This is a genomic window from Sodalinema sp., assembly GCF_046483825.1.
Classification (GTDB): Bacteria; Cyanobacteriota; Cyanobacteriia; order Cyanobacteriales; family Geitlerinemataceae; genus Sodalinema.
On record NZ_JAWOCL010000069.1, the window covers coordinates 1 to 13,066 of the forward strand.

A 13,066-nucleotide genomic window follows, 5' to 3' on the forward strand; every position below is an offset into this window, starting at 1 on the left:
AAATCGGCCAACAGACGCAGCAGGGAATTGCCCATTTGCCAACTTTGCTGTTGCAGTTCCCGGCTGTCGCGACTGGCGGTTAACCAATGGTTCCAATAGACTAACGTGGCGATATCTGAGTTTAGCAGGGCCTGATAGGCTCGCACGAGGATGGCCCCTTCGACGGCGATCGCCCCAAACTGTAACTCCATCTCCAACCAACGCCCCAGTTGGGCCGCGTCAGCAATCTGTTGCTGTTCGACTAGGGTTTCTAAGCCTTCGGAGTAGTTATAAGCCCCCAACGGTAAAGCTGGACTGGTTAACTGGAGTAAATTCAGTAATGATGACATCGGTGAAATTCCCATAAAACAAGGGTTTGAGCCACATCATTCCTACAGTTTATCTCCACCGTAGCAAAAAAAATCGCGAAAACCCTTGACATCCCCTGGGGGCGTTGTTAGTATAGTTATCGCTGACTCGTTGGGGCGTCGCCAAGCGGTAAGGCAGCGGGTTTTGGTCCCGCCATTCGGAGGTTCGAATCCTTCCGCCCCAGTTCAGACGATAGATGACAGTCTATCGGAGATTCGTCAGAAAGAGGTTGTCTTCGGACAGCCTCTTTCGTTGTTTCGGGGGAATCAGCCGTTGAGAGATTCAATCTCAGTCGCCACGAGTTTCTGAAACTCCCCATTACATTGTCGGTTGAGGTGGATGGAGGCGGCCAGGAGTTCCGTGAGAATCCGCGATCGCTGGCCTTCGTTAATATGAGGAAGTTGCAGTTGATGGATGAGAGTGGTGACGTTTTCGCATTCTCGGGCTAATTCATCCACTTGTTTTAAGAGTTCCGTTTTTTTCATAAACTTTGATAACGAAGTGTTGACAGATGACAAGGGATATATCATTAAAATTAAGCAGACTTCCTCCATTTTACCGTTAGTCTGGACAACGAAACAGGGGCAGGGAGGATGGATAATCAAGAATTGATGAGAGTTCCGGTTTAGGATTTGAGAAAACGAATTTAGGGTTTAATCGATAATTCTTTAATTGTATATAACGGTCGTCCTTTAACTTCTTCGTAAATGCGACCAATATATTCGCCTAAAATACCAATACAGACGAGTTGAACCGCCCCCAAAAAGAAAATCGCGATAGTGATAATCGTTGCCCCAATCAGTGGCGAGTCGGGATAAAATAACCGCCAATAGAGAACCGCAAACACCATTATCACCGCAATTCCGGCGGCGAGGAGGCCCAGATAAGTTGCGAAGCGTAGGGGAACCTTAGAAAAAGACATAATTCCATCAATCGCCAAAGACAGAGACTTACGAAAGGTATATTTCACGTCACCGGCGAAGCGAGGATCTCGCTTAAACTGAAGTGAAGTTTGACGAAACCCCACCCAAGCCCGTAAACCGCGAATATAGCGATTGCGTTCGGGCATAGAATTGAGTAAATCCACCACCTGTTTATCCATTAAACAGAAATCTCCCGAATCCGTGGGAATCGCCACATCGGCTAAGCGTCGCAAAACGCGATAAAAGCCATACGCCAGCAGCCGTTTTAGCCAAGGATCTTGATGACGGGCGATGCGTTGGGCATAAATGACTTGATAGCCCTGTTGCCATTTTTCCAGTAACTCGGGGATGAGTTCTGGAGGATCTTGTAAATCCGCATCCATGACGATAACGGCGTTCCCCGAGACGAAATTTAAGCCCCCAGTCACGGCAACTTGATGGCCAAAATTACGGGCAAAACTGAGATAGCGAAACTGGGGGTTTTGTGTCTGATAATGGCGAAGAAGTTCCAGACTGCGATCGCCACTGCCATCATCGACAAATAACACCTCATAGGGCTGCCCCACTGCCTCGGTGACCGCTGTTAATCGTTGCACTAACTCGGGGAGATTATCTTCCTCATTAAACACGGGAATAACCAAGGAATAGAGGGGAGAAGCCATCAGGATTTACATCAGAATTTATCAAATTTTGGCGTTAATTTAGGGTATTATTTCGTAGCCACAACCGCGATATTCCAAGCCATTCGCTTCATGCCGGGAATCTTTTTAAGGAGGCGATCGCAGCGTTCTAAACGAGTATAAAGAGGCTTTAGTCGCTGCTGTTCTTTAATAATTTTTTTCCAATACCGTTCCTCATTAGGATGCACTCGTTCAATTAAATAAAACTGAAGAAAAATCCATAACGTCGCCAACCAAAAGGTGTTATAACGAGTCTCGGAAAAGAGCGGTTCAATCTCTTTGACAATGTTAATATGTAGTGGCGTTTCATCGTCGGTGCGAACATCCGTTGCCATGCGTCGATAGACGTTAATCACCGGATTATGACGCAGAGGGTCCCAAAAACACATTTTTCCGCCAGGTTTGAGAACTCGGTGCATCTCTTGAATAGCAATCATGGGGTTGGGAATATGATGCAAGAGATTCGCCGCATAGACAATATCAAACGTATCATCGGGATAGTCAATATCCATGGCGTTGATGACTTTTCCTTCTACCTGAACCCCATTATGTTCAGCCAATTTTAGGGCCACCTCCACCATTCCCGGTGAGTAATCACTGGCGACACAGTTCGCCCCACGAGTGCCAAAATAAACACTATTTTCGCCCGCCCCACAACCCACATCTAAGAGGCGTTTTCCGTGGACATTGCCCAACTGTTTAAGAATGAAGCGGTTTTCCGGGGCGGTACAGGCTTCAAAGTAGTCTTCTACCTGAATCCCGTCTACATCAATTCCGGCGGCCCAGCGATCGTGAAAGGCTTGTTCTTTCGCCAAAATGTCATCATGGCGATCGTTCTGCATGGGGTCTGAAGATAAAGACATATAGCAAAAGTTGGTCTGAATCGTACCAAAAATAGGGGATAAGAAGGCAAGAGGCAAGAGGCAAGAGGCAAGAGGCAAGAGGTCGGGGATTCTCTCTTAACTCAGAGTGTCCTAAGCCAATCTTCGATGGCTATAGATTCAGCCAAAAGATTGAAAAATCTGAAAAATCTCCATTTATCATATAGCACAGGGTGGTGAAGCTGAAATGATTAGATATGACTGTTCCTCTGACTGTTCCTCTGACTGTTCCTCTTAGGCCTCCACCGTTGACTGATGCAACGAGAGGGGTTCGCTAAAAGATTGACGGGTTTCTGCGGTGAGGCGGTTGAGATATTGCAGAAGCTGTCGGGCCAGGGGACGATGAATCTGATAGGTTTTGGACTCTGGGAAAAACTGGAATAGGGGGGTTGTGGCCAGTTTCCCATAAAAGGGAACTTGCTGCGATTCCGGGGTGAGCCATTCGTCTTGGGGTGGGGTTGGGATGAGGCCTGGGGGGAGTTGGTTGTGTAAGAGGGCGATGATGCGAGACTCAATCCCGCCGATGTGAATCCCCCGGAGTTCCAAGCGGGCGATCGCCTCCTGACGGGAAAGAGGCTGATCCGGGACCGTTTCGAGGAGTTCCCGCAACAAGAAGAAATCACTATACTGCTGTCCCCCATCGCGGCGATGGAGGGGATAGTGGAGAAATTGGGCTAACCCGGTTGCAATGGGGGTGTTGCGGGCTGTAATCGCGGATAAGGCTGAGGGCGGAGATTGCGTCACCACAACGGCGTTGGGCAGTTTATGGTTGAGCCAGGATGCAATGTCGAGGAGTCCGTTGGCGGAGTCGCCGGTGAGGAGAACGCGGGAAATTCCTTGCACAGAGAGGCCCAATTCACTAAAAAACTGATTAAAGTCTTGGTTGAGTTGCTCAAAAAAGGGAACTAACACCGTCTCATCGAACTGGCTGCGGTGAATCCGTCGCCAACGGCCCGCCAGTTCAAAGTCAGTGCGATCGCCCAGTTGCAAGGCCGCCAACACCTGACGAGCCAGTTCCCGGGCCGCCTGGCGTTCCTCGTCTGCGTCTAACCATTGTTGCAAGGCGATGCGATGTTGCCGATCTGCGGCCCCACAGCGGGGTAACTGTTGCAATTCCATCACCCCCAACTCATGACACCAGTCAGGATTGGGGGCAAACATCAACTGAATTAAGAGATCATCGGCGAAGTCACGATGGCCATAGGCGAGGCCTCGTTGGCCCAGGGGAACGGGAAGCTGACTGGCGGACTCTGAGTTGAGTTGGAAGGGGGCCAGAGCAATGTCTCTGGCTCCCACCACCATCACTAGGGTACTTCCCCGCTCCCGAGTATCCACGCCCCAGGATTGGCTGGGGGACTGGGTTGGCGGCGATGAGAGTTTGGGATCTGAAGGGGGGTCTGAAGGGGGGTCTGAAGGGGGGTCTGAAGGGGAGTCTGAGTCGGACTCTAACTCCACTGACGACGCATCGAGGGCGGACAGTAACGCCGCGAGAGGAGCCGGACAAAAGCCAAGGCGATCGGGCCGAGGTACTAATCCGGCTTCTAGGGCGGCTTCTCGGACATTGAAGCGAAAGGCGTCGTTACTAGAGAGTCCCTCGCGAATGATCACACCGCCCAATTTGGGGATGAGTTGGGCAAAGGGGGGCAAATCCGCAGCCGGTTGTTGTTCTCCGGGATGGTAGAGTTGGGCGGTTCTGAGTTGGCGGAAGAGGCGAGTGAGGATGTCGCGACTACTGACGAGGGGTAAATCATAGTCGAGCGATCGCCCCAACATCGGTTCTAAGCCACCCCGACGACTCCGCCAAGGGATCATAATCCCTAAGACTTGCTCAAATTCATCAAAGATAATCCCCTCGCTGAGCGATCGCGTTTCTAGGCCAACTCGCCAACTCGGAAGGGCCATCGTCTCCAAAGGAGCATTTTCTAAGAAATCGGCCATGGCTGAGGTGGGCTGCTGTCGGGCGATCGCCGGTACGTCAAATAACGGGTGTCGTTCTCCCTCGATTTGCCATCCCAGCCAATACTCCGTTCCGGTATAGGCACAACTGAGGCTGGCGGAGAGGCCGCGATCGCTCCAATCAATGCCTAAATACCAATCTCGATTATGGCTATTTTCGAGCCAAATGGGAGGCGGAACCCGCACTCGCCCAGATTTTGCAGTTTCGGGTTTTGGTCGTTGCTGACGGGCGACTGAGAGCCGCTCAGGGGGTGGTTTGGCGACTATACCCTGGGGCGGTGAGTCGGCGATCGCCAGCGGTGGCGGATCAGCCGTTACCTCACTGGTCGTTTCACTGATCGCCTCACTTGTCGCCTCGTCCCAATCATCCGTTACATCGTCCCGCCAGACAAAGGGATTTTCGCCAAAATCAGCATCCTCCTCTAAATCAACCTCCTCTAAATCAACCTCCTCAACATCATTGTCGAGTTCTACGTCAGAGGCTTGAGAGGGATCTGAGTCTTCATCAGCTTCATCGGCTTCATCTAAAATCTGCGTCAATGACGGTTCTAAGTCTTCATCAGCTTCATCAGCTTCATCAGCTTCATCAGCTTCATCTAAAATCTGCGTCAATGACGGTTCTAAGTCTTCATCAGCTTCATCGGCTTCATCGATTTCTGCGATCGCCTCCGATTGCTGTTCAAGTTCAAGTTCTTCTAAATCTGATTCGAGTTGGCGACGAGTCTCCGGTTCGCAGTCGACATAGATGCGGGAGTCTGAGGACGTATCCTCCTGAACCAGTAACGCCTTTTCCCCGAACGCCTCATCCTCTAACTCGATATCGTCGTCATCGTCGAGAATTGAAGACCAATCTGGGGATAACTCCTCGTCTTCAGGGACGTCGAGAATATCATCCTCGATGATGTCGTCATCCTCAAACTCATCGCGGGAGTCTTCGAGATCTTCAATCGAATCTTCAATGATGTCGTCGTCATCAGACGCATCAGACGCATCAGACTCATCAGACTCATTGAGGTTGTCTAAACGTCCCCCCATGAGGGCGATCGCATCGGTTAGATCGCCAATCGTATCTCCTGAGAGAACCGGGGGATTGTCTGCGATCGCCTCTAACTGAGAGTTATTTAATTCTGAGTCATCTAATTCTGAGTCATCTAATTCTGAGTCATCTAACTCAGAGTTATTTAATTCTGACTCATCGGCTTCTGACTCATCCCAATCTTGAAACGACGCGACAAACTCCGCCAACTCCGCTGCGATCGCCGCCTCTTCAGGAGACAGATCCGGTTCAGGAGATGGCGGGGATATCTCTCGCCTCATCGTTTCTGTCGCAACAGGCGGATGACCTCGACTTTGGGGAATCGTCTCGCCACTGTCGTCATCATCCTCATCCCCATCGTCGTTGCTGGGACTGTCAGACTCGGCCTCAGTATGGGTTAAGCGATCGGTTGAGCGACTCTGGACGCTGTTACGCTTGCGATCGCTCTGCGTCTGTTGACGGGGACTGGGTTGGAATCCCTCTTGTACCGATTGGTTTAACTCCTGTTCGAGATCTAACGCGGCTTGTTCACTCGACCATTGCATCGGTTCTGAGTCGAGGTTGAACCAGGACTCAAAATCATCATCCGCCGCTGCTGAGGTGGGCGGCGTTGATGGTTTAGAGTCAGGTTCAGGAACAGGAGAAGCCATGGAGGAAGAGTCTAATGATTCAGTCAGAGCGTCGTCAAGTGGTTCGTCAAGTGGTTCGTCAAGTGGTTCGTCAAGTGGTTCGTCGAGTGGTTCGTCAGTCAGTTCGTCAGTCAGTTCGTCAGTCGGTTCATCGGGTAAATGTCCCGTATCGAGCAAATCCAGTTCAGCATCTTGGTGTTGTTCGTCTTCAAGTTCCTCCTCAAGTTCCTCCTCAAGTTCCCGGTGCAAATCATCATCAAGAACCTCTGGGAGTTCGAGCGGTTCGTCGTCCTCGATGTCCTCGGCCAGATCCGCGTCAGTTTCAGACAACTCTTGCTCAGACGACTCGGGATCCGGCCACTCTTGAGCCGATTCAGTAACTTCCTCCAATTCTGCCATGTTTGTTGGCAATTGGTCAGTTTCTGAAGAACTCTCTTGGGCTTCGAGTTCAGAATCCGAGTCAGAATCTGGATCAGAATCTGGATCAGAATCTAGATCAGAATCCGAGTCAGAATCTAGATCAGCATCTGGGCTGAGATCCGACTCAGAAATCACGGAGGCTACGGGAATTTGGTGATCTGCGTCGTCAGGGCGATCGCCCAAACTCGAATCTAGGGATTCATCTGCATCATCTATATTATCTGCATCATCGATGTCAACAGATCCTAACTCCGACTCATCAGATGTCAGGGTATCTTCACGACTCTCCTCATCGGTCGGCTGTTGTACGATCGCCTCGATGGCGGCTTCGAGTTCAGGGGCTTTGTCTGCATCGAGAGAATCGGCTAATTCCAGGGTACTGTCTAAACGAGCGCCTAACTGGTGTACCAAGGCGGCGACAATGGCTTCTCCCTGTTGACTAAAGTTGTAGATGTTTTGAATGCTACGGGTTAGGGAGGTTTCATAGCCTTGTAGATTCGCCGTGACTCCGTCGAAGATGGTTCGCAGATTAGTATCGAGATTCATCAAGAGGCGATCGGCTTCCGCTTGTACCGCTTGCAGATGTTGGCGACGTTCTTCGGGGTTCAGCAAGGGGGAGACGGACTCGGATTCCATCTCAGGATCGCTCGTTGAGGGAGACGCGGAGTTCTCTAGGCGGGCCACTTCTTGGGCGAGACGATTGCGATGTTGGCGTAAGCCGTCGAGTTCTTCTTGAAACGGTTGTAGGAGGCGATCGCGCCAATCCTCTTCTGGGGGAAGGTTTGGGGGCGAGTCAGGGGCCACCCCCTCAGAACTGGCCTCAGAACTGGCCTCAGAACTGGCCTCAGAACTGGCCTCAGCGGACTCAACAGTTGTGAGATAGTCCCGCATTTGTTGTAAAATTTCGCGGGTGCGATCGCCATCGATCTCAGGCGAAGACTCAGCCAGAAGCTGCTCGATCTCGGCCAAAAGGCGTTTCGGGGGTAAAGGTTGAGAAGTCATAGGTTGGGTTCAATCGATCACAGCAATGGGTCAAGGGTACAGACATCGAGTCAATGCCAAAATTTTAAGCGTTTGTTGGGGCTGATTCGGCTCTAAACTGGGAAAATGGAGATGTTCCGGGATGCGATCGCCCGACTGTGTAACGTTTCTGAACGAACCGTGACCAAAGACCGTTCAACTCACGATTGCCTGATAAGATCAAGAAAACGTAATCGGCGTCATCTATCTCGCTCATGCTGATCTAGGATAGAGAAGCCGTTATGGATTGCGACCCTTGGGCCTCGACAGGTTTACCTAGCTCTAGGAAGCCATTTCAGATTCGACCGATTTCAAACGATATGTGACGACCTCATGGAAGACCGGTATCACCCTCGTGAAGCGCATCAGAACCCCGAACTTGAAAAAAAGCTCAGGGCGACACCTTTTTTTGCAGGTTTACCTGAACGGATGGTTGACGATGCCCTTGCCCATGTGGTAACGCGGACTCATCCCCCAAACCAGGTCATGCTTTTGGAAAATGACTGGGGAAGTTCGGTCTATTTCATTTTGGAAGGCTGGGCCAAAATCCGCACCTATAACATTGACGGGAAAGAAGTCACTCTCAACATTCTCGGGAGTGGCGAAATTTTTGGCGAGATGGCGGCGTTAGATGAAGTCCCTCGCTCAACGGATGTGATTACCCTCGCTCCGACTACCATTGGTAATATGCCGGCCCAAGATTTTGTCCACTTAGTGAAGACGGAACCCCTGGCGGGGATTCGTTTGGCTCAGTTGATGGGCCGTCGTCTGCGTCAGGTGAACCGCCGCTTACGCCTACGGGAGTCCGATAGTACCTCCCGCGTGGCTGATATTCTCCTCTTTTTGGCGGAAGGCCAGGGAACTCGGGATGAAACCGGCGGAATGGAAATCCCAAACCTCCCTCATCGCGAGTTGAGTAGTTTGAGTGGTTTGGCCCGAGAAACGGTGACGCGCGTGTTGAGTAAGTTGGAGAAGAAAGGGCTGATTTCACGCGATCGCGAGATGATTCGCATCCCCGATGTCTACGCCTTAGAACGAATGCTAACCTAGCGGATTAAGAGAGTTCACAGGATCTCGGTAAGCCTCAACGGTCACTCTTTATGCGTAAATCCAGACAGTCGCCGTTAGCGATGGTCGAAACGGCGTTTCTGGCCAGCACAGCGAGTTTAATTTGGCTGATTAACTACTATTTCCCCCTCGGGCCGCTGTTACGCATCTTCTTTCCGGTTCCCATGGCCCTCGTCTATTTACGTTGGGGGAAACGAGCCTCTTGGATGTCGGCGTTAGTGTCAGGGTTGTTGCTGTCTGTGTTGATGGGACCAACGCGCAGCATCCTATTTATCGTCCCCTATGGCTTACAGGGCGTACTGTTGGGCGTTCTCTGGAAGCGGCGAGCGAGTTGGGGAGTGGCGATCGCCCTGACGGGACTCTTAGGGGCGTTTGGGGTCTTTTTTAAGGTCTGGCTCGTCTCGATTCTCTTGGGAGAGGATTTATGGGTCTATTTCACGGTTCAGATGACGCAACTGCTCAATTGGGGCTTTGAAAAGGTTGGTTGGTTGGTGCAACCGAGTTTAACCCTAGTGCAAGTGCTGTCCATTCTCGCCATTCTCATTAACAGTCTCGTCTACGCCTTTGTGGTTCACTTAGGGGCCTTGCTGCTCCTCGATCGCCTCGGAAACCCCATTCCCCGTCCACCTCAATGGATTCAAACTATCTTGGCCTTGGACTATGACGACGACTATGGCAAGGAAGAATAAACAAACGACGAGGTAATGTGGGCTGGGATTCATCATTAGTGCGAGTGTATACGGAAATCGCTCGCGGTCAGGCTTGGCTCGATCGCTATCAGGGGACATCCCCCCTATTCGGCTGTGTCTTTGGCTTCACCGAGACAGGGACTCTCCCTGATATCTCGGCAGCGGGTCGCACCCCGGCCGACCGCCGCAAAACGGCGTTAGCGGATGCAGAATATCTCCTCAGCGGTGGCACAACCCCTCCCCAGTATCCCCTCCCCCCGTTGACAGCCGGCGCCTCTCCAGCGGTGATTTCGCGGGCTGTGGTGTCTGGGTTATTATTGCCTCTCTATGTCTTTGATGCGGGGTTACCGGCTCCCATTCCTCAACCCTCACCCCTTCCTCCGTCAACGGTCGTTGAATGCTTGAGTGACCGTCCGGCCCGTTGTTTAACCAGCGGGGCCGCGATGACCCCGTCTCAGGTTCAGGATCTCTTGGCGGCGGGGTTGGCCTGGGGCGATCGCCTTGGTGATCATTGTGATTACGCCATTTTGGGAGAATGTGTCGTAGGTGGGACAACGACGGCTTTAGCGGTGTTGTTGGCCTTGGGGTTTGCGGCCCAAGGTCAGGTCAATAGTAGTTATCCCCTGTGCAATCACCGCCGCAAGCAAGAGGTGGTGCAACAGGGGTTATTGCGTTGGCGAGAACGAGGCGGTGATCCCCGTCCCCTGGCTGTTGTCGAGGCGTTAGGAGACCCGATGCAGGTGGTGGTGGCGGGTTTGGCGTTGGCGTTGAGTCGCCGCTGTGGTGTGTTGTTGGCGGGTGGGACGCAAATGCTGGCGGTGTATGCTCTGTTACGGGCGATCGCTCAGGAGATCGGCTATCCTTGGCAACCGGAGCAGATTGTGGTCGGAACGACCCGCTGGGTGGCTGAAGACCCCAGTGGTCAAACCGTTGCCTTAGCCAAAATGTTAGGGGATGTACCACTGTTGGCGACTCAGTTAACCTTCCATCAGGCTCGCTTTCCTCAGTTACGAGCCTATGAAGCGGGTTATGTCAAGGAAGGGGTTGGAGCCGGTGGTTGTGCGATCGCGGCCAGTTTACAAGGATGGACGGCCCCATCCCTTTTAGCAGCTATTGAAACCGGCTTTTCCAAGTTAATTGAGAGATAACGCTTGCTAACTCTCAAATGGAATCAGATCCCCCCAAATCCAATAGATTCAGAGGTTAGGATGAGCTTATCGTCGTCGATCTGAGACCAGGTGATGATTACGTTGAGCAAAGTCAGTCCGCGATAGCAGTTGTTCTTCTAAGGCGGCGATCCGATTGTAGGCTGCGGTCAGTTGTGCGGTTAATCGCTGAATTTGTAGTTCGGGGGCGATATTTGCTTCAGAACTGGCCTGACTCGGACTAGAATGAGAGTCGTCCCCAAGGACATCTTTATGGCGCATGAAATCTCCCCAATCGTCCACGGTATCGGCGATTAGCAGGTTATCCTCGGCTGACTCTCCACGGGGTCCTGGCTCGGGGTGAGGCTGAGAGTCGTCGCTTGCAAGAACTTGGGATAGTTTCAGGTTCAGACGCTCAATGGTCTCGTAGAGTCCATCGACCTTTGTGTTTAGGGCTAGTATTTGATGTTGAACGGAATCCATAGCTTAATATCTCGACAGTTCACAGGTTGTTCCTCATTCATAGTAGTCAGGAATTTGGGAAATCCTAATTTACTTTTAGTTTATTTAACTTTTACAAAAAAGCGTCGTGCTAAGTACAGTTTGACGTCGCCTTTGTAAAGCTTGTGTAACGTTAGCTTAATTTTGATGGCGATTGGCGATCGCCCTTCGAGAAGGGGGTTTCAGAGGTATTTCAATTCTATGGGGACTCGATCCCGTTTTAGATCCCGCAAAAATTGCTGATGGAGCCATGATGAGACTCACTATCAAAATCCATTTCCCAAAGAGGGGGGAACTGAAGCCGAAGATGACCCCAGTCACCCACAGAGAACGGGTTTGACGGAGATTAACATCAAGGACGGGTCAAGGAAACGCTATGCTTAAGAGGTGCAATCGAATTATCTCAAAGCTGCTTTGTCTGTTAGTCGCCGCTCTCTCCTAACCGGTGCGATCGCCGTAGGAGTCGCCCAACTGCTTACGGGATGTCAAACCTCCCCAGACCAACGCCTGGTGGTGAAATTCCTCCGCGATGCTGTTCCCGCCCCGATGCTGGGAGAGTTTCGCCGTGTTTTAGATGAACCGGCGAGTTTAGATTTCTCGGCTGAACCCCAGTTAGCGGATCTGTTTCAAGGGTTGGTACGATGGCATCAAACCCAGGAGGACAGCCGCGACGATTCAGGCTGGCTTCCTTGGCAGCGATCGCCCCAAACGCCCCATTTAACCTTACTCGGTCATAGTTGGCTACCGAAAGCCATTGAGAACCAATTGATTCAACCCCTAGGGCCTGAATCTTGGCAAAATTGGACGAGTCTGCCGGAGAATCCCATCAATTGGCGGGAACTTCCCCGTCGCGGCGATCGCCTCTGGGGCGCTCCCTATCGTTGGGGAACCACCGTCATCGTCTATCGCAAGGATAAGTTCGCGCAACTCGGCTGGACTCCCCAAGATTGGTCAGATTTGTGGCGCGAGGAGTTACGGGGACGGCTGGCCCTGTTGGACAGTCCCCGAGAGGTGATTGGCTTAACGCTCAAGAAATTGGGCTATTCCTACAATCATGATCGTCCCCAAGATGTACCAGAATTACTCGACGAACTCCAGGCCCTTCAGAAGCAGGCACTGTTGTATTCATCAACCGCCTATCAGCAACCGTTACTACGCGGTGATGTCTGGGTGGCGATCGGTTCATCGCGAGATATCTTAGGGATTCCCCAATATGGGCAACAGTTAGAGGCGGTGGTTCCCCAGTCGGGGACAGCCTTATGGGCCGATTACTGGGTGCGGCCAGCGAACGTGGCGGCCCACGAGTTGAGCGATCGCTGGATTGACTTTTGTTGGCAACCCCGCATCGCCCAACAGCTTTCCCTCTTAGCCTTCGCCACCTCTCCCCAAGTCCTCGGAACTCCCCGCCAGAATCTCCCCGAGTCTCTCCGCCGCAATGGGGTCTTACTCCCCGACGGCGATCGGCTTCAACGCAGTGAGTTTATCGAGTTGGACTTAGGAGACGCCAGTTTAAGTCAATATCGGCAAATCTGGCAGCAGCTACGGCGGGGAGAATAGGCAAGGGGCATAACCCACCCCAAACCCCTCCCAAGAGGGGATGGCAAGAGGCAAGAGGCATAACCCACCCCGAACCCCTCCCAAGAGGGGATGGCAAGAGGCATAACCCACCCCGAACCCCTCCCAAGAGGGGATGGCAAGAGGCATAACCCACCCCGAACCCCTCCCAAGAGGGGATGGCAAGAGGCATAACCCACCCCGAACCCCTCCCAA

At 52.1% G+C, this 13,066-nt stretch carries 10 protein-coding genes and 1 tRNA gene; 5 read left to right on the plus strand and 6 right to left on the minus strand.

The window, feature by feature from the left end:
* Positions 1-329, minus strand: a 329-nt coding sequence (locus tag R6U67_RS04445; protein WP_410251440.1) for an urease accessory protein UreF, incomplete at its 3' end; no start/stop codon positions are given.
* A 131-nt stretch (positions 330-460) separates the two neighbouring features.
* Here R6U67_RS04445 and R6U67_RS04450 point away from each other — a divergent pair.
* Positions 461-532, plus strand: a tRNA-Gln gene (locus R6U67_RS04450).
* An 82-nt stretch (positions 533-614) separates the two neighbouring features.
* On the opposite strand, the gene R6U67_RS04455 is transcribed toward R6U67_RS04450, so the two are convergent.
* From R6U67_RS04455 to R6U67_RS04470, 4 genes are all read right to left on the minus strand, one after another.
* Positions 615-833, minus strand: coding sequence for a hypothetical protein (locus tag R6U67_RS04455; RefSeq protein ID WP_087711692.1), 219 nt, complete (start codon positions 831-833; stop codon positions 615-617).
* Between the two features lie 161 nt (positions 834-994).
* Positions 995-1,933, minus strand: a complete 939-nt coding sequence (locus tag R6U67_RS04460) for a glycosyltransferase family 2 protein (RefSeq protein WP_410251441.1) — start codon at positions 1,931-1,933, stop codon at positions 995-997.
* 47 nt (positions 1,934-1,980) lie between these two features.
* Complete coding sequence (locus tag R6U67_RS04465; RefSeq protein ID WP_410251442.1) at positions 1,981-2,814, minus strand: class I SAM-dependent methyltransferase; 834 nt, start codon at positions 2,812-2,814, stop codon at positions 1,981-1,983.
* Between the two features lie 252 nt (positions 2,815-3,066).
* Positions 3,067-7,875 carry a hypothetical protein gene (locus R6U67_RS04470; protein WP_410251443.1) on the minus strand — a complete coding sequence of 1,603 codons (4,809 nt, stop codon included), beginning with the start codon at positions 7,873-7,875 and terminating at the stop codon, positions 3,067-3,069.
* Positions 7,876-8,226: 351 nt separating this feature from the next.
* Here R6U67_RS04470 and R6U67_RS04475 point away from each other — a divergent pair, with 351 nt between their 5' ends.
* From R6U67_RS04475 to cobT, 3 genes are read left to right on the plus strand one after another with little or no spacing between them, the layout of a single operon-like run.
* Positions 8,227-8,943 (plus strand): Crp/Fnr family transcriptional regulator, encoded by a 717-nt coding sequence (locus R6U67_RS04475; RefSeq protein ID WP_068788036.1) that lies wholly within the window; start codon positions 8,227-8,229, stop codon positions 8,941-8,943.
* Positions 8,944-8,993: 50 nt separating this feature from the next.
* Positions 8,994-9,650, plus strand: a complete 657-nt coding sequence (locus tag R6U67_RS04480; RefSeq protein ID WP_410251444.1) for a DUF2232 domain-containing protein — start codon at positions 8,994-8,996, stop codon at positions 9,648-9,650.
* 44 nt (positions 9,651-9,694) lie between these two features.
* On the plus strand, positions 9,695-10,798 hold the full coding sequence (cobT, locus tag R6U67_RS04485; RefSeq protein ID WP_410251445.1) for a nicotinate mononucleotide-dependent phosphoribosyltransferase CobT: 1,104 nt from the start codon (positions 9,695-9,697) through the stop codon (positions 10,796-10,798).
* A 66-nt stretch (positions 10,799-10,864) separates the two neighbouring features.
* Here the strand turns inward: cobT and R6U67_RS04490 are convergent, their stop codons facing one another.
* Entirely contained in the window at positions 10,865-11,278 is a 414-nt protein-coding gene (locus R6U67_RS04490; RefSeq protein ID WP_410251446.1) for a hypothetical protein, read from the minus strand.
* Between the two features lie 432 nt (positions 11,279-11,710).
* On the opposite strand from R6U67_RS04490, the gene R6U67_RS04495 reads away from it, so the two are divergent.
* On the plus strand, positions 11,711-12,853 hold the full coding sequence (locus R6U67_RS04495) for an extracellular solute-binding protein (protein WP_410251447.1): 1,143 nt from the start codon (positions 11,711-11,713) through the stop codon (positions 12,851-12,853).
* Positions 12,854-13,066 lie beyond the last annotated feature (213 nt).

What these genes read in the sequence shown, in the direction of transcription:
- R6U67_RS04455 (WP_087711692.1), bottom strand. Translation starts at nt 833, where the DNA reads ATGAAAAAAACGGAACTCTTAAAACAAGTGGATGAATTAGCCCGAGAA.
- R6U67_RS04460 (WP_410251441.1), bottom strand. Translation starts at nt 1,933, where the DNA reads ATGGCTTCTCCCCTCTATTCCTTGGTTATTCCCGTGTTTAATGAGGAA.
- R6U67_RS04465 (WP_410251442.1), bottom strand. Translation starts at nt 2,814, where the DNA reads ATGTCTTTATCTTCAGACCCCATGCAGAACGATCGCCATGATGACATT.
- R6U67_RS04470 (WP_410251443.1), bottom strand. Translation starts at nt 7,875, where the DNA reads ATGACTTCTCAACCTTTACCCCCGAAACGCCTTTTGGCCGAGATCGAG.
- R6U67_RS04475 (WP_068788036.1), top strand. Translation starts at nt 8,227, where the DNA reads ATGGAAGACCGGTATCACCCTCGTGAAGCGCATCAGAACCCCGAACTT.
- R6U67_RS04480 (WP_410251444.1), top strand. Translation starts at nt 8,994, where the DNA reads ATGCGTAAATCCAGACAGTCGCCGTTAGCGATGGTCGAAACGGCGTTT.
- R6U67_RS04490 (WP_410251446.1), bottom strand. Translation starts at nt 11,278, where the DNA reads ATGGATTCCGTTCAACATCAAATACTAGCCCTAAACACAAAGGTCGAT.